Genomic DNA, 16484 nt, shown 5'->3' with positions numbered 1-16484 from the left:
TGCATCCTAGAAGTAGTACACCGATAAGATGTGGAAGGCCAGCAACACCGGTAGCGGCCAGGCGAGGTACAGGTGCCATCCGCTGAGTCGTCGTTTCCACGCTTTCAGGCGAAGGTTGGGGTAACGCGGTTCCAGGCCCGCTAGCAGCGACGTCGCACCACCGAGGGCCACCAACGCAATGGCGGTCGATAGCAGGGCAAAGTTCAGGTTGCTGCTATTTTGCAATCCCGTGTGGACCCAAAGCAGGAATGCCATGGCAAGGGCCAACACCAGATGGATATTTCTCGCGATGGGGAAACCCCGGCCCCAGCGTATTGGACCTCGTTTGAACAGGCTGACAACCATGCTGAGTGTGACCAGCCCCAAAAGGCTATAGCCGGTCCACTGACGCGCCTGGCTATCGGTCCAGAGCTGGAGAATGGGGCTATCGGCCACGCCGAGGGGCACGGGAAAGGCCGGTAGTAGACCGAACAGTGCCAGGTAAACCAGAGCGGTTAGGCCAGCAAACACCGGAACCTTTGAAACCGGCTCAGTTGGTAGCGGTGTGGCGCTCAGTTGGGCAATCAGGGGGCGGCAACTGCCGCACACCTGGCCCGCGCCCGAGGCCTTACCGAGTTGTTCTACCGACATGCCTGGCTGGAAGCATGCCCGAATCTGACCGACTGAAATCTGCCTGCAATTACAGAGGAGTGCCTGATCCGGCAAATCCTGCTTGCTGTCCGCAAAGAGCTCTCCGTGACGGAAGAAGTGCCACCGTTGCCAGGGCCAGATTCGGACCTGGTGAGCCACCGCGTCCTGGATTCGAGAAAAACCGGGCCAGGGACCGACACCGCAGGCGCCCATCAGCCGTCCGCGGTAAAGTTTTATCGCCCGTTCGCTATGGTCGTTGGCGTGGCGCACCGTGCAATCGATCATGCCAGGGCTGTATTCACTGACAGTGCCAGCACTGTGAACGGGGACCTGGTTAACCTTCAGCGTGCTTGCCAGCAGAGAACCGGTGTAATGGGCGGCCTCACCGGTGAGGTGAAGGGCGAGGGCGGCAGCCTGTTCCAGGCCCGGGCCTACCAGGCCATAAATCTCGCCCCGGTGTTCGGCGCATTCACCAATGGCGTATATATCGGTGGCCGAAGTCTGCAACTGGTCGTCGACGCGAATGCCGCGCCCTATGGATAACCCGGCATTTCGGGCCAAGTCAGCGTTGGGCCGTATGCCGGTGGCAAACACCAGGGTGTCGCAGGGAATGGTTTCGCCATTGCGTAATCGAACGGATTCCACCCGTTCGTTGCCTTCGATCCGGCTGACGGAGTTATGGGTACGAATCGTCAGCTGCCTGTCCAGAAGCCGGGATTCAAGGTTGTTCGCCAATCGATGATCCAGTTGGCGGTTCATCAGGTAGGGGGCGTGGTGGATCAGCGTGACGCGGGTGCCATAACGTTGCATGCCTCGGGCTGCTTCCAGGCCTAGCAGCCCGCCACCGATAACGACGCAATGTCGACTGCGAGCGTGTCTCGAGCGCAGGTGTTCCACATCCCGCAGGTTGCGGAAAGTGTACACACCGGAGAGCTCTCGGCCGGGAATGCTCGGAACATGTGGGCTTGAGCCCAGGGCGAGGACGAGCTTGCTGTAGCGATAGCGATAGCCCAGATGGTCAATCACTTCCTTGCGGCTGGTATCGATGGCGGTGATGTCCGTTCCCGGGCGATAGGTCACCGATCCGGCCACGGACAACGGTGTGATCAGGGATTCCACCGACACCTCGCCTTGCAGCAAGCTGGATAAGGCGACCCGGTTGTAAGGCTGCGTTTCCTCACGGCCCAGCAGCACCACAGGTTGAGAAGGACGCCGCCTTTGCAACTCATTGAGCAGGTGTACCCCAACGGGGCCATTGCCTACGATGACAATTGGATCTGCCGAAGTCTCGGTCGCCAACGCTAAAAGCGTGCTCGGTAAAGGGGTCTCTTGGCCCATATCCGTCGAATACCCTGAGTAAAAGAAAAAGGGTCCATCCCCTGGCGGGGTGGACCCTGTTGCCCGAATAAAAAAACGATTATCACTTGCCAGTCTCACGCCACTCCAAGGTAGGGGGCGCTCGAAACAAATCTGTTTGGTCGTCGTTGACCTTTGCCAAGACAGACGCAGGAGCTGGGCCACTATTAAAAAAAGATATAAAAAACAAAAAGAAAGAGGGATAGTTGGGCGTTCGAAAGCGGGCGGCTGGCTTTTAGATGGGGCACGCGGCGCACTCCATGCGCCGCTTTAAAGCAGGAAAGGGGAGTCAGGAGTGGGTCAATTTTCGAAGGCGCTGGATCAGCGAGGAAGTATCCCAGCGGTTTCCGCCCATGGCCTGTACATCGTTGTAGAATTGATCGACCAGTGCGGTGACGGGGAGGGAGGCACCATTCTTTCGGGCTTCTTCCAGGCAAATGGAAAGATCCTTGCGCATCCAATCCACTGCAAATCCGTGTTCAAATTCGCCTGAGAGCATGGTGGCGGAGCGGTTTTCCATCTGCCAGGACTGGGCGGCGCCCTTGGAGATTACCTCGACGACTTTGGCGGCATCCAGCTTTGCCTGCTCGGCGAAGTGCAGTGCTTCAGACAGGCCCTGTATCAGGCCGGCAATGGCTATCTGGTTGACCATTTTGGTTTTCTGTCCGGCACCGGCCGGTCCCATCAGGTTAAGTGCCTTGGCGTAGCAGCGCAGCACCGGCTGCGCCTTGCCGAAGGCGTCGGCATTGCCGCCACACATGATGGTTAGTTGTCCGTTTTCCGCGCCTTGCTGCCCACCGGAGACCGGTGCGTCGAGAAACGACTGATTGCGTCGGGCGGCGGATTCGCAAAGCCGTTCGGCAACCATGGCGGACGCGGTGGTGTGGTCTACCAGAATGGCACCCTCTGGGGCATTTTCGATGATGCCGATGGCGCTTTCATAAATATTGATCAGGTCCGGGTCAGCGCCGACACAGGTGAGCACGAGCTCGGCCTCACCCACGGCGTCGGCAATGCTCTTACAGGCCCTGCCGGTGTAGGTCCTTGCCCATTGTTCGGTCTTGGCTTCGGTGCGGTTCCATACGCTGACGTCGTAGCCAGCTGTCGCCAGATGGCCCGCCATGGGGTAACCCATTACCCCCAATCCGATAAACGCCACCTTCGTTGCCATACTCTGTCTCCTTAACTGCCACCTGTTTCCGGCAAATGATTGTCAGTAGAGGGGTATGGTTGCAGAGCCGCCGAGAATAAAAAAGGCCGCTGAAAAGCGGCCTTTTGAGGATTGCGAAGAGTTATTTCTTCGGGTAATCCCGGCTGTCGTAACCCGTGTACAGCTGGCGGGGACGACCGATGCGATAGCTGCCGCTGACCATCTCGTTCCAGTGGGAGAACCAGCCGATGGTGCGGGACATGGCGAAGATAACCGTGAACATGGAAGTCGGGATACCCATCGCCTTGAGGATGATGCCGGAGTAGAAGTCGACGTTCGGGTACAGCTTGCGCTGAACGAAGTACTCGTCTTCCAGGGCAATCTTTTCCAGGCGCTGGGCGATCTTCAGCAGCGGATCGTTCTCCAGGCCCAGCTCCGAGAGGACCTCGTGGGCGGTTTCGCGCATGACCTTGGCCCGTGGGTCGAAATTCTTGTAGACCCGGTGGCCGAAGCCCATCAGACGGAACGGGTCGTTCTTGTCCTTGGCCTTGGCAATGAATTCTTCGATATTGGATTCGTCGCCAATTTCTGCCAGCATGTCCAGCACCGCCTCGTTGGCGCCGCCGTGTGCCGGGCCCCACAGGGCGGCAATGCCGGAGGCGATACAGGCGTACGGGTTGGCACCGGTCGAGCCGGCCAGGCGTACGGTGGAGGTGGAGGCGTTCTGTTCGTGGTCGGCGTGGAGGATGAAGATCTTGTCCATGGCCTTGGCCAGGACCGGGTTCGGCTTGTAATCCTCGCACGGGGTGCCGAACATCATGTACAGGAAGTTTTCGGCGTAGGACAGGTCGTTACGCGGGTACATGAAAGGCTGGCCATTGGCGTACTTGTAACACCAGGCAGCAATGGTTGGCATCTTGGCAACCAGGCGGTGTGCAGTGATTTCGCGCTGGTGGGCGTCGTTCACATCCATTTGATCATGGTAGAAGGCAGAGAGGGCGCCGACTACGCCGCACATGATGGCCATCGGGTGAGCGTCGCGACGGAAACCGTGGAAGAAGTTGCGCATCTGGTCATGCAGCATGGTGTGGTTCTTCACGGTGTCGTGGAAACGCTTGTTCTCTTTAGGGCTGGGCAGCTCCCCGTTCAGCAGCAGGTAGCAGACTTCCAGATAATCGGAGCTTTCTGCCAGCTGTTCAATCGGGTAACCGCGGTGCAGGAGAACGCCGTTTGCACCATCGATGTAGGTGATCTGGGATTCACAAGCCGCCGTTGACACGAATCCTGGGTCGTAAGTGAAGACGCCTTCCTGTACCAGGCCGCGTACGTCGATAACATCCGGGCCTACAGTGCCTGAATAAACCGGTAGCTCAATGGACTTGTCACCCACCGAAAGCGTTGCTTTCTTGTCGGTCATGGTGCTCTCCTATTTATCAGCATTTGAGGTGCGCGGGAAGGCGCGTATTATGGCAAAGCAGGCGGCAAAATATAGGCTGTTGGCTTTTTTTGTCAATGCGCGCGAGCAGAAAAGCTGTAAATTTCGCCCCCGGGATGTGCTTTTGGGGCACCCCGGGACACTGGACGGTCGACCGGGAGCTCCCGTTCAATGATTCCTTGCTCCCGCCTTATCCCCTGATTTGTCGGGGTTCCGCCGTGTTGCCCGTTTGTAATTCCCGGGGTCACTCCTTATAATCCCTAGCCCGGAATCGGGGATATACCAATCCACTACGCCTGCAATGACGTCTGCGTGCGGTGGTTTCTCCCTCCTGAGCCATTCGTGTTATGGCTTCGTATCAACACGTCAAATAACACGACATCCTTACATACCAACCATCCGCACCGGTCTAACGGAATCGCGGAACAAAGAGAGAGTGTGAGAGCGCTGTGAATAGCAAACGACCAGTTAATCTCGATCTCGGCACGTTTCATTTTCCGCTGCCAGCCATCACGTCAATATTGCACCGTATCAGCGGCATCATCATTTTTATTGGTGTTGCGTTCCTGTTGTACGGTCTGGACGTTTCCCTGTCCGGGGAAGAGGGCTTCAGCCGAATTAATGGCTTGCTGGACAGCTTCCTGGCGAAGCTGATCACCTGGGGCATCCTGTCCGCCTTGTTGTACCACCTGGTAGCCGGTATCAAGCACCTGTTGATGGATATGGGTATCGGTGAAGAGCTTGAAAGCGGCCGTCTCGCCGCGAAAGCCACGGTGGTGGTTTCCGTCATTCTCATCGTTCTGGCAGGAGTCTGGGTATGGTAAGCAGCGTAACGAATCTCGGTCGCAGCGGTGTTTATGACTGGCTGATCCAGCGCGTCACCGCTTATGTTCTGGCACTTTACACCATCTTCTTGTTCGGCTTTGTGCTGACCACCGACGTCAATTTCGAAACCTGGTCTGCCCTGTTTGCGCAGACCTGGTTCCGCATCTTCACCCTGTTGGCTCTTCTTTCACTCGGCGCCCACGCCTGGGTAGGGCTGTGGACTGTCACGACCGACTACATCAAGGCCACCCTGCCGCGCTTTCTGGTTCAGGCAGCTTGTGGTCTGGTCATGTTTGTCTACGTCGTTTGGGGTGTTCAGATTCTTTGGGGGCTTTAATAGATGGCTAACATCAAAACCATTTCCTACGATGCCATTGTAATCGGTGGTGGTGGTGCCGGCATGCGCGCCGCGCTGCAGCTGACCGAATCCGGCGTCAATACCGCGTGTATCACGAAAGTATTCCCGACCCGGTCCCACACCGTGTCCGCCCAGGGCGGTATCACCTGTGCGATCGCCAGTGCCGATCCCAACGACGACTGGCGCTGGCACATGTACGACACCGTCAAGGGTTCCGATTACATCGGTGACCAGGACGCCATCGAGTACATGTGTTCCGTTGGCCCGCAGGCGGTCTTCGAGCTGGAGCACATGGGGCTGCCGTTCTCCCGTACCGAGCAAGGCCGCATATATCAGCGTCCGTTCGGCGGTCAGTCCAAGGATTACGGCAAGGGCGGCCAGGCTGCCCGTACCTGTGCTGCGGCCGACCGTACCGGTCACGCCCTGCTGCACACGCTGTATCAGGCCAACCTCAAAGGCGGTACCACCTTCCTGAACGAGTGGTACGCCGTTGATCTGGTGAAGAACGCCAAGAACCAGGTGGTGGGCGTCGTCGCCATCGACATCGAATCCGGTGAGGTGGCTTACATCAAGTCCAAGGCCACCGTTCTGGCGACCGGCGGTGCTGGTCGGATTTACTCCTCCACCACCAACGCCCTGATCAATACCGGTGACGGCATTGGCATGGCGCTGCGTGCCGGCTTCCCGGTACAGGACATGGAAATGTGGCAGTTCCACCCGACCGGCATCCACGGTGCCGGCGTGCTGGTCACCGAGGGTTGCCGGGGTGAGGGTGGCTACCTGATCAACTCCGAGGGTGAGCGCTTCATGGAGCGTTACGCTCCCAACGCCAAGGACCTGGCCGGTCGTGACGTGGTGGCCCGCTCCATGGTTCTGGAAATTCTGGAAGGCCGTGGCTGTGGTCCCGACAAGGATCACGTCCTGCTCAAGCTCGACCACCTCGGCGAAGAGACCCTGAACCTGCGTCTGCCGGGCATCTGTGAGCTCTCCAAGACCTTTGCCCACGTCGATCCGGTCAAGGCACCGGTACCGGTTGTGCCGACCTGTCATTACATGATGGGTGGTCTGCCGACCAACGTTGGCGGCCAGGTGCTGAGCCAGAACGAGCAGGGCGAAGACACGGTGGTTGAGGGGCTGTTCGCCTGCGGTGAGGCGGCCTGTGTATCGGTTCACGGTGCCAACCGACTGGGCGGCAACTCGTTGCTCGACCTGGTGGTGTTCGGTCGTGCCGCTGGCCTGCACATCGAGCAGATGCTCCGTGACGGCTTCGAAATCGACGACGCCACCGAAGAAGAAATCAAGCGTGCCATGGCTCGCCTCGACCGGCTGGACAACGCCGCCGAGGGCGAAGATGTGGCTGAGGTTCGCAAGGACCTGCAGAACTGCATGCAGCTGTACTTCGGTGTATTCCGCGACGGCGAAAGCATGGAGAAGGGGCTGGCCATGCTCAAGGAAATTGGCGAGCGGGTTCGCAAGACCAAGCTGGCTGATCAGAGCAAGGCGTTCAATACCGCGCGTATTGAGGCGCTGGAACTGGACAACCTGTACGAGGTTGCCTTTGCAACGGCTGTCTCCGCCATTGAGCGTAAGGAAAGTCGGGGCGCCCATGCCCGCAACGACTTCACCGAGCGTGACGATGAAAACTGGCTGAAGCACTCGCTTTACTTCCCGCTGGAACAGCGTGTAGGCAAGCGTGAAGTCAACTTCGCGCCGAAGACGGTTGATACATTCGAACCGAAAGTTCGGACGTACTAAGGGGAGGTTCAGTCATGTTGGTAAGTATCTATCGTTACAATCCGGAAACCGACAACGCGCCTTATATGCAGGACGTGGAGCTGGAGCTGCCCGAGGGTAAGGACCTGATGGTTCTGGATATTCTGGCTCTGCTGAAAGAGAAGGATCCCACGGTTGCCTACCGTCGCTCCTGCCGTGAAGGTGTGTGCGGTTCTGACGGCATGAACATGAATGGCAAGAACGGTCTGGCCTGTATCACCCCTGTGTCTCAGGTGGTCAAGAAAGGCAAGCTGGTTCTGCGTCCGTTGCCCGGTCTGCCGGTTATCCGTGACCTGGTCGTTGACATGAGTCTGTTCTATCAACAGTACGAAAAGGTTCAGCCGTACCTGGTCAATAACACTCCGGAACCGGCGATTGAGCGCCTGCAATCACCGGAAGACCGCGAGAAGCTGGACGGCCTGTACGAGTGTATTCTGTGTGCATGCTGTTCCACGTCCTGTCCGTCGTTCTGGTGGAATCCAGACAAGTTCATCGGCCCGGCAGGCCTGCTGCAGGCTTACCGTTTCCTGGCGGACAGCCGGGATACCGCTCAAGCCGAGCGGCTGGCCAACCTGGACGATCCGTTCAGTGTGTTCCGGTGCCGCGGCATCATGAACTGCGTCAGCGTCTGTCCGAAAGGCCTGAACCCCACAAGGGCAATCGGCCATATTCGGAATATGCTGTTGCAACGCGCCACTTAAGTGCGCATTGTTCATTAGCCGTTATACTGTTCTGACATTGCATGATACTCCTGAAGGTTCTGCAAAGGGGCGGGATCTTCAACCAATGGCTTATGGCCAAAGGTCCTAAAGGAGTGCAGACTACGGAAGCCGTGACTTAGGCTTAAAAGGCTGGGTCACGGCTTTGCTTAGTATAAATACCACGAGGGAACGGAAAACATCCGTGCTACCTGTGGTGGCTACAGTCGATCCCGTAAATACCCGTATTGACTGTGCAATACCCCTGGCCGACCATAGGTAGCTCCCCCGCACCAGCCCAAGGTGAGCTATTCGAAATGCACGAAAGCATAATGGAGCAGTTATGGCAGACTTCCCACCTGCAGGGAGGGAATCTCGCCTATGTTGAACAGCTTTTTGAAACCTACCTGACCGACCCCAATGCCGTTCCAGAAGAGTGGCGTAGCTATTTTGACAAGCTACCGAGTGTCGACGGCCAGCAACGTCCCGATATCGTTCACTCTTCCATTCGCGAACAGTTTGAGCATATTTCCCGCAACCAGCGTGCCCTGTCCACCGGCGTTCCCGCCAGCGTCACCTCCGATGCAGACAAGAAGCAGATTCGAGTACTTCAGCTGATCAATGCCTACCGTTTCCGCGGGCATCAGCAGGCGACGCTCGATCCGCTGGGGGTCATGGTTCGTCCGCCGGTTGAGGATCTGAGTCTCTCGTTCCACGAATTGTCCGAGGCCGATCGGGACCTCGAGTTCCAGACCGGTTCCCTGAATTTTGGCGACGAGTCAATGAAGCTCGGCGATATTGTCGATGGTCTGCAGGAGACGTACTGCGGCAACATCGGTGCCGAGTACATGCACGTGGTGGACACCCGGATCAAGCGCTGGTTCCAGCGGCGCATGGAGCCTGTCCGCTCGAAGCCCCAGTTCGAGACTGCCACCCGGCGTCACCTTTTGGAGCGTCTGACCGCAGCCGAGGGCCTGGAGAAGTACCTGGGGTCCCGCTACCCCGGCGTGAAGCGGTTCGGTCTGGAAGGGGGGGAAAGCCTGATTCCCTGCCTGGACGAGCTGATTCAGCGTGCTGGCGGCTACGGCGCCAAGGAAATTGTCCTGGGCATGGCGCACCGCGGTCGACTGAACGTACTAGTCAATACCCTGGGCAAGAACCCGAAGGAGCTCTTTGACGAGTTCGAGGGCAAGAAGCTGGCGGACTCCGGCTCCGGCGACGTCAAGTATCACCAGGGCTTCTCCTCCAACGTCATGACCGAGGGTGGGGAAGTGCATCTGGCGTTGGCGTTCAACCCGTCCCACCTGGAGATCGTATCACCAGTGGTGGAAGGGTCGGTACGTGCCCGCCAGACCCGCCGCAATGACACCGACGGTAGCCAGGTGGTTCCGATCATTATGCACGGTGATGCGGCTTTCGCAGGCCAGGGTGTGGTGATGGAAACCTTCCAGATGTCACTGACCCGTGGCTACGGCGTAGGCGGTACCGTTCATATCGTCATCAACAACCAGGTGGGCTTTACCACCAGCAGGCAGGAAGACGCCCGCTCCACCGAGTATTGTACCGATGTGGCGAAGATGGTTCAGGCGCCGATCCTGCACGTCAACGCGGACGATCCCGAGGCGGTACTGTTTGCCGCCCAGATGGCGATGGACTACCGCAACGAGTTCAAGAAGGACGTGGTGATTGACCTGGTCTGCTATCGGCGTCGCGGCCACAACGAGGCTGACGAGCCCTCCGCGACCCAGCCGATCATGTACAGCAAGATCCGCAAGCTCAAGACCACTCGGGAGTTGTACGCCAACCGGCTGCAGGAGGCCGGGGTGCTTTCCCAGGACGACGCCAAGCAGATGGAGCTGGACTATCGTGACGCGCTCGACAAGGGCGACCATGTCGTGAAGTCGCTGGTCAAGGAGCCAAACACCGAGCTCTACGTCAACTGGGCGCCGTACCTTGGGCACGAATGGACCGCCAAGTGCAAGACCAGCGTTGGCCTGAAAACCATCCAGCGGCTGGGCAAGAAACTGGGACAGCTGCCGGAAGGGTTCGCCGTGCAGCGCCAGGTTTCCAAGATCATTGACGACCGCAACAAGATGACCGCCGGAGCCCTTCCGATCAACTGGGGATATGGCGAGATCATGGCCTACGCCACCCTGCTCAACGAAGGTCACCCGATCCGCCTCACCGGTCAGGACGTCGGCCGGGGCACTTTCTCCCACCGTCATGCGGTGCTGCACAATCAGAAGGACGGCTCAACCTACATCGGGTTGACGGAGCTTTCGGACAAGCAGCCGAAGTTCGAAATCTATGACTCGCTGCTGTCCGAAGAAGCGGTCATGGCCTTCGAATACGGTTACGCCACCACCACGCCCGATGCCCTGATCGTTTGGGAAGCCCAGTTTGGTGATTTCGCCAACGGTGCCCAGGTGGTGATCGACCAGTTCCTCACCAGTGGCGAGCACAAGTGGGGACGGTTGTGTGGTCTGACCCTGCTGCTGCCCCACGGCTACGAAGGGCAGGGACCGGAGCACAGTTCGGCGCGTCTGGAACGCTTCCTGCAACTGTGTGCCGAGCACAACATCCAGGTGTGTGTGCCGACCACGCCGGCGCAGGTCTTCCACATGCTGAGGCGTCAGGTCAAGCGCCCGCTGCGCAAGCCGCTGGTTGCCATTACGCCGAAGAGTCTGCTCCGGCACAAGGAGGCAACTTCCGGGCTGGACGACCTGACCGAAGGCACTTTCCAGACGGTACTGCCTGAGAAGGAGCCTTCCGATCCGAAGAAAGTCACCCGCCTGATCATGTGCAGTGGCAAGGTGTACTTCGATTTGCTTGAGAAGAAGAAAGCAGATGAGCGCGAGGACGTTGCAATTGTTCGGCTTGAGCAGTTGTACCCGTTCCCTGCGGACGATCTGGATGAACTGCTGGCGTCCTACACCAAACTGAAGCACGTCGTCTGGTGTCAGGAAGAGCCCATGAACCAGGGAGCCTGGTACTGCAGCCAGCACCACATGCGCAGTGCCCTGCATCGCCTGAACCCGAAGCTGTACCTCCAGTACGCCGGTCGTGAAGCCTCTGCGGCTCCAGCCTGTGGTCATACCTCGGTCCACATTGAAGAGCAGAAGCAGCTGGTAAACGATGCGTTTGAAATCTGACGAGCTACCGAACTTAAGGAATAAAGATGTCAATTGAGATTAAAGCCCCCGTATTTCCAGAGTCGGTCGCTGAGGGCACCGTAGCGACCTGGCACAAGCAGCCTGGCGAAGCCTGTTCTCGTGACGAACTGATTGTCGATATCGAAACCGACAAGGTGGTTCTCGAGGTGGTGGCACCTGCCGATGGCGTCATTGAAGAAGTCATCAAGGGTGAAGGTGACACCGTCGAAAGCGGTGAGGTCATCGCCAAGTTCAAGGAAGGGGCGGCTGCCGCGCCTGCTGCGGACAAGGCCGAGTCCAAGGAAGCGCAGGCTCCGGCTGCCGAAGCCAACGAAGCGGCGTCCAGCGATGTGGTTCTCAGCCCTGCGGCCCGCAAGCTGGCCGAGGAGAATGGGGTCGATCCTGGCGCCGTGAAGGGCACCGGGAAGAGCGGTCTGGTCACCAAGGAAGACGTGCAGAGCTTTGTAGAGAGCCAGAAGGCGGCCAAGCCTGCCGCCGCCCCGGCTGCGGCGCCGGAAGTGGCCCTGAGCGCTGGGGAGCGTCCAGAGAAACGTGTACCCATGACCCGTCTGCGTGCCAGCATCGCCAAGCGTCTGGTGAGTGCCCAGCAGAACGCGGCCATGCTGACCACTTTCAACGAGGTCAACATGAAGCCGCTGATGGACCTGCGCAAGCAGTACAAAGACAGCTTCGAGAAGCGTCACGGCATCAAGCTGGGCTTCATGTCCCTGTTCGTCAAGGCGGCGACCGAGGCCCTCAAGCGCTTCCCAATGGTGAACGCCTCCATTGATGGCAACGACATCGTCTACCACGGCTATCAGGACATCGGTGTCGCGGTTTCCAGCGACCGTGGCCTGGTGGTCCCGGTCCTGCGGGATACCGATTCCATGGGCCTGGCGGATGTCGAGAAGAAAATCGTCGAATATGGTACCAAGGCCCGGGACGGTAAGCTGGCCATCGAAGACATGACCGGCGGCACCTTCACCATCTCCAACGGCGGTGTATTCGGCTCCCTGCTGTCCACCCCAATCCTGAATCCGCCGCAGACCGGCATCCTGGGCATGCACAAGATTCAGGAGCGTCCCATGGCCGTTAACGGCGAAGTGGTTGTTCTGCCAATGATGTATCTGGCGTTGTCATACGACCACCGCATGATCGACGGGAAAGAGGCTGTCCAGTTCCTGGTAGCCATCAAGGAAATGGTGGAAGACCCGGCTCGCATTCTGCTGGACGTCTGAGTCTGTCATTCAACGAATCAGAAAACAGGATAGAACATGTCTGATAAGTACGACGTTATCGTCATTGGTGCCGGTCCGGGTGGTTACGTTGCCGCCATCAAGGCAGCGCAGCTGGGGCTGAAGACCGCTTGCGTGGAAAACTGGACGTCCGACCAGGGCAAGCAGGTCCTGGGCGGCACCTGCCTGAATGTGGGCTGCATCCCGTCCAAGGCCTTGCTGGAGATTTCCCACAAGTTCGAAGAGACCCGGGATCATTACGACGAGCAGGGCATTGAGGCCAAGGACGTCAAGATCAACGTTGGCAAGATGATGGATCGCAAGGCGGGCATCGTAAAGCAGCTGACCGGCGGCATTGCCCAGCTGTTCAAGGCCAATGGCGTCACCCCAATTCACGGGCGTGGCCGGGTGCTGGCGAACCGGCAGGTGGAAGTCACCGACAACGATGGCAAGGCCACCGTCTATGAGGCGGAGAATGTCATCATCGCCACCGGCTCCAACCCGATCGAGATCCCGCCGGCGCCGTTGAAGGAAGGATTCATTGTCGATTCCGAGGGTGCCCTGGAGTTTGACGAGGTACCCAAGCGGGTGGGGGTGATCGGTGCCGGTGTTATCGGCCTGGAACTGGGCAGTGTCTGGGCCCGCCTGGGCTCCGAGGTCACCATCCTGGAAGCCCAGGACACCTTCCTGCCGGCGGTTGACCAGCAGGTGGCCAAGGATGCGCTCAAGCAGTTCAAGAAGCAGGGCCTGAACATCATCCTCAAGGCGCGTGTGACCGGTTCCAGCGTTAAACGCAACCTGGTTTACGTCAACTACGAGGATGCCAAGGGCGAGCAGGAGCTCAAGGTGGACAAGCTGATCGTTGCCGTAGGACGTCGTCCGAACACCGACAATCTGCTGTCCGCCGATTCCGGAGTCAACCTGGACGAGCGTGGCTTCATCTTTGTGGACGATACCTGCCGCACCGATGCGCCGGGCGTCTGGGCCATTGGTGATGTGGTGCGTGGGCCAATGCTGGCGCACAAGGCGTCGGAAGAGGGCGTTATGGTTGCCGAGCGTATCGCCGGCCACAAGCCTCAGGTCAACTACGACTGCATTCCCAGTGTCATCTACACGGCACCGGAAGTGGCCTGGGTTGGCAAGTCGGAAGAACAGCTCAAGTCCGAAGGCGAAGCCTACAAGGTGGGTACCTTCCCGTTCGCGGCCAATGGTCGCGCCATGGCGGCCAATGCGGCCAGCGGCCTGGTGAAGATCATCGCGGATGAGAAGACCGACCGTATCCTGGGTTTCCACGTGTCTGGCCCCCAGGCTTCCGAGATTGTTGCTCAAGGCGTGATTGCCATGGAATTCGGCTCAACCGCCGAAGATCTGGCGCTCACCTGCTTTGCGCATCCGTCTCTGTCCGAGTCTGTCCATGAGGCAGCACTTGGCGTAAACGACGGCGCGATCCATATCGCCAACCGTCGCAAGAAGAAGTAACGCAAATCAGAGAGTCGGGGCGCCAAAGAAGGCGCCCCGCTGCCATAACGTGGCGGCTTTCTATTGCGCTCAGGGCGTATTGAGGCGATCCCCGATACGCCAAACCGAATTCGCTCACGGAGCGTTCACGGGTCAGACCGGTGGTTTGACGGTTGATCGTTTCGGCGGGTTCACATTCCGTATGTGGTTATCCTCCATCAAGAAGCGGGACAAAAACTATGAATTTGCACGAATATCAGGCCAAGCAGCTGTTTGCTGAATACGGCCTGCCAGTATCCAAGGGCGTAGCCTGTGATACCCCTAAAGAAGCGGCGGCCGCTGCCGACGAGATCGGTGGCGATGGCTGGGTAGTCAAGGCCCAGGTTCACGCCGGTGGTCGTGGTAAGGCCGGTGGCGTCAAGCTGGTCAAATCCAAAGACGAAATCCGTGAGTTTGCTGAGAACTGGCTGGGCAAGAACCTGGTCACCTATCAGACTGACGAGAATGGCCAGCCGGTAAGCAAGATTCTTGTTGAGTCCCTCACTGACATCGACCAGGAGCTGTACCTGGGGGCGGTTGTCGATCGCGGTACCCGTCGTATCGTGTTCATGGCCTCCACCGAAGGCGGTGTGGAAATCGAGAAGGTTGCCGAAGAGACCCCGGAGAAGATCCTGAAGGCCGAAGTGGATCCGCTGGTGGGCGCGCAGCCGTACCAGGGCCGCGAGCTGGCGTTCAAGCTGGGCCTGGAAGGCAAGCTGGTCGGTCAGTTCACCAAGATCTTCCTGGGCCTGGCCAAGCTGTTCGAAGACTACGATCTGGCGCTGCTGGAAGTGAACCCGCTGGTCATCACCGACGAGGGTGATCTGCATTGCCTCGATGCCAAGATCAATGTTGACGGCAACGCCCTGTACCGTCAGAAGAAGATCCACGAAATGCACGATCCCACCCAGGAAGACCAGCGTGAGGCTGATGCGGCCAAGTGGGAGCTGAACTACGTGGCCCTGGAAGGCAACATTGGCTGCATGGTTAACGGCGCTGGCCTGGCCATGGGTACCATGGACATCGTCAAGCTGCACGGCGGCCAGCCGGCCAACTTCCTGGACGTCGGTGGCGGTGCGACCAAAGAACGTGTCACCGAGGCGTTCAAGATCATCCTGTCTGACGACGCCGTTCAGGCGGTGCTGGTCAACATCTTCGGCGGTATTGTCCGTTGCGACATGATTGCCGAGGGCATCATCGGTGCCGTCAAGGAAGTAGGCGTCAAGGTGCCGGTCGTGGTTCGCCTCGAAGGTAACAACGCGGAACTGGGCTCCAAAGTGCTCGCAGAGAGCGGCCTGAACATCATCGCTGCAACAAGCCTGACGGATGCTGCAGAGCAAGTCGTTAAAGCTGCGGGAGGTAAGTAATGAGCGTCCTGATCAATAAAGACACCAAAGTCATCTGCCAGGGTTTCACCGGTGCCCAGGGTACCTTCCACTCCGAGCAGGCAATTGAATATGGCACCCAGATGGTCGGCGGCGTAAGCCCGGGCAAGGGTGGTACCGAGCACTTGGGTCTGCCGGTATTCAACACCGTGCGCGAAGCGGTTGAAGCCACTGGCGCCCAGGCGACTGTGATCTATGTGCCGGCGCCGTTCTGTAAGGACGCCATTGTGGAGGCGGCCGACGCCGGTATCGAGCTGATTGTCTGCATCACCGAAGGCATCCCCACCATCGACATGCTGTATGCCAAGGAGTATGTCGATCGCAAGGGTGTACGCATGATCGGGCCGAACTGTCCGGGTGTGATCACTCCGGGTGAGTGCAAGATCGGCATCATGCCGGGCCATATCCACAAGCCGGGTAAAGTCGGTATCGTATCCCGTTCCGGTACCCTGACTTACGAAGCGGTCAAGCAGACCACGGACTTCGGCTTCGGCCAGTCTACCTGTATCGGTATCGGTGGCGACCCGATTCCGGGCTCCAACTTCATCGATATCCTCAAGCTGCTGCAGGAAGACCCGCAGACCGAGGCCATCGTAATGATCGGTGAGATCGGTGGTACCGCCGAGGAAGAGGCTGCCGCCTTTATCAAGGAAAACGTCACCAAGCCGGTGGTTTCCTACATCGCGGGTGTGACTGCGCCTCCGGGCAAGCGGATGGGCCACGCTGGCGCCATCATCGCTGGTGGTAAGGGCACCGCGGACGAGAAGTTTGCCGCCCTGGAAGACGCCGGTGTCAAAACCGTCCGCAGCCTGGCCGATATCGGCAACGCGCTGAAGGAACTGACTGGCTGGTAAGGGGTTTCCCCCGTTACCCCAGAGCAACCCCCGAATCCGGTCTTCCCGGATTTCGGGGGTTTTCTGTTTTCTGGACCGGGGTAAATGCACCGCTGGCAGCGATGCGCCTTACCCTGAAAGCGACATCCGTTTATAA

Annotated in this window: 12 protein-coding genes; 9 read left to right on the top strand and 3 right to left on the bottom strand. The window is 58.8% G+C overall.

Annotation, left to right across the window (positions count from 1 at the left end; genetic code table 11):
• Positions 1-6: 6 nt before the first annotated feature.
• The 3 genes from R3175_RS06075 to gltA all read right to left on the bottom strand — a co-directional run bounded on the left by R3175_RS06075 (position 7) and on the right by gltA (position 4553).
• Entirely contained in the window at positions 7-1968 is a 1962-nt protein-coding gene (locus tag R3175_RS06075) for an FAD-dependent oxidoreductase (RefSeq protein ID WP_318942981.1), read from the bottom strand.
• 307 nt (positions 1969-2275) lie between these two features.
• Entirely contained in the window at positions 2276-3157 is an 882-nt protein-coding gene (locus R3175_RS06070) for an NAD(P)-dependent oxidoreductase (RefSeq protein WP_318942980.1), read from the bottom strand.
• 121 nt (positions 3158-3278) lie between these two features.
• The gene (gltA, locus tag R3175_RS06065) at positions 3279-4553 is read right to left on the bottom strand and encodes a citrate synthase (protein ID WP_318942979.1); all 1275 of its coding nucleotides are present in this window, start codon (positions 4551-4553) and stop codon (positions 3279-3281) included.
• A 467-nt stretch (positions 4554-5020) separates the two neighbouring features.
• Here gltA and sdhC point away from each other — a divergent pair, with 467 nt between their 5' ends.
• From sdhC to sucD, 9 genes are all read left to right on the top strand, one after another.
• Positions 5021-5395 carry a succinate dehydrogenase, cytochrome b556 subunit gene (sdhC, locus tag R3175_RS06060; protein WP_318942978.1) on the top strand — a complete coding sequence of 125 codons (375 nt, stop codon included), beginning with the start codon at positions 5021-5023 and terminating at the stop codon, positions 5393-5395.
• On the top strand, positions 5389-5733 hold the full coding sequence (sdhD, locus tag R3175_RS06055; protein WP_318942977.1) for a succinate dehydrogenase, hydrophobic membrane anchor protein: 345 nt from the start codon (positions 5389-5391) through the stop codon (positions 5731-5733). Before sdhC ends, sdhD begins: the two co-directional genes overlap by 7 nt.
• Positions 5734-5736: 3 nt before the next feature.
• A complete protein-coding gene (sdhA, locus tag R3175_RS06050) occupies positions 5737-7509 on the top strand; it encodes a succinate dehydrogenase flavoprotein subunit (RefSeq protein ID WP_318942976.1) in 1773 nt (590 codons plus the stop codon).
• 14 nt (positions 7510-7523) lie between these two features.
• On the top strand, positions 7524-8228 hold the full coding sequence (locus R3175_RS06045) for a succinate dehydrogenase iron-sulfur subunit (protein WP_318942975.1): 705 nt from the start codon (positions 7524-7526) through the stop codon (positions 8226-8228).
• A 314-nt stretch (positions 8229-8542) separates the two neighbouring features.
• Complete coding sequence (locus tag R3175_RS06040; protein ID WP_318942974.1) at positions 8543-11377, top strand: 2-oxoglutarate dehydrogenase E1 component; 2835 nt, start codon at positions 8543-8545, stop codon at positions 11375-11377.
• 26 nt (positions 11378-11403) lie between these two features.
• Positions 11404-12615: a 2-oxoglutarate dehydrogenase complex dihydrolipoyllysine-residue succinyltransferase gene (odhB, locus tag R3175_RS06035; RefSeq protein WP_318942973.1), complete on the top strand. Its 1212-nt coding sequence runs from the start codon at positions 11404-11406 to the stop codon at positions 12613-12615.
• Positions 12616-12651: 36 nt separating this feature from the next.
• A complete protein-coding gene (gene lpdA, locus R3175_RS06030; RefSeq protein WP_318942972.1) occupies positions 12652-14091 on the top strand; it encodes a dihydrolipoyl dehydrogenase in 1440 nt (479 codons plus the stop codon).
• Positions 14092-14309: 218 nt separating this feature from the next.
• Positions 14310-15476, top strand: coding sequence for an ADP-forming succinate--CoA ligase subunit beta (gene sucC / locus R3175_RS06025; protein WP_318942971.1), 1167 nt, complete (start codon positions 14310-14312; stop codon positions 15474-15476).
• On the top strand, positions 15476-16348 hold the full coding sequence (sucD, locus tag R3175_RS06020) for a succinate--CoA ligase subunit alpha (protein ID WP_318942970.1): 873 nt from the start codon (positions 15476-15478) through the stop codon (positions 16346-16348). Before sucC ends, sucD begins: the two co-directional genes overlap by 1 nt.
• The last annotated feature ends 136 nt before the right edge of the window (positions 16349-16484 follow it).

The organism is Marinobacter sp., from assembly GCF_033722735.1.
In the GTDB taxonomy this organism is placed as follows: domain Bacteria; phylum Pseudomonadota; class Gammaproteobacteria; order Pseudomonadales; family Oleiphilaceae; genus Marinobacter.
This window is presented reverse-complemented; position numbering and strand designations above follow the sequence as displayed.

Excerpts from the sequence above, each read along its gene's own strand:
- sucC (WP_318942971.1), top strand. The coding sequence starts at position 14,310 with ATGAATTTGCACGAATATCAGGCCAAGCAGCTGTTTGCTGAATACGGC.
- R3175_RS06075 (WP_318942981.1), bottom strand. The coding sequence starts at position 1,968 with ATGGGCCAAGAGACCCCTTTACCGAGCACGCTTTTAGCGTTGGCGACC.
- R3175_RS06040 (WP_318942974.1), top strand. The coding sequence starts at position 8,543 with ATGCACGAAAGCATAATGGAGCAGTTATGGCAGACTTCCCACCTGCAG.
- R3175_RS06045 (WP_318942975.1), top strand. The coding sequence starts at position 7,524 with ATGTTGGTAAGTATCTATCGTTACAATCCGGAAACCGACAACGCGCCT.
- sucD (WP_318942970.1), top strand. The coding sequence starts at position 15,476 with ATGAGCGTCCTGATCAATAAAGACACCAAAGTCATCTGCCAGGGTTTC.
- sdhD (WP_318942977.1), top strand. The coding sequence starts at position 5,389 with ATGGTAAGCAGCGTAACGAATCTCGGTCGCAGCGGTGTTTATGACTGG.
- odhB (WP_318942973.1), top strand. The coding sequence starts at position 11,404 with ATGTCAATTGAGATTAAAGCCCCCGTATTTCCAGAGTCGGTCGCTGAG.
- sdhA (WP_318942976.1), top strand. The coding sequence starts at position 5,737 with ATGGCTAACATCAAAACCATTTCCTACGATGCCATTGTAATCGGTGGT.
- lpdA (WP_318942972.1), top strand. The coding sequence starts at position 12,652 with ATGTCTGATAAGTACGACGTTATCGTCATTGGTGCCGGTCCGGGTGGT.
- gltA (WP_318942979.1), bottom strand. The coding sequence starts at position 4,553 with ATGACCGACAAGAAAGCAACGCTTTCGGTGGGTGACAAGTCCATTGAG.
- R3175_RS06070 (WP_318942980.1), bottom strand. The coding sequence starts at position 3,157 with ATGGCAACGAAGGTGGCGTTTATCGGATTGGGGGTAATGGGTTACCCC.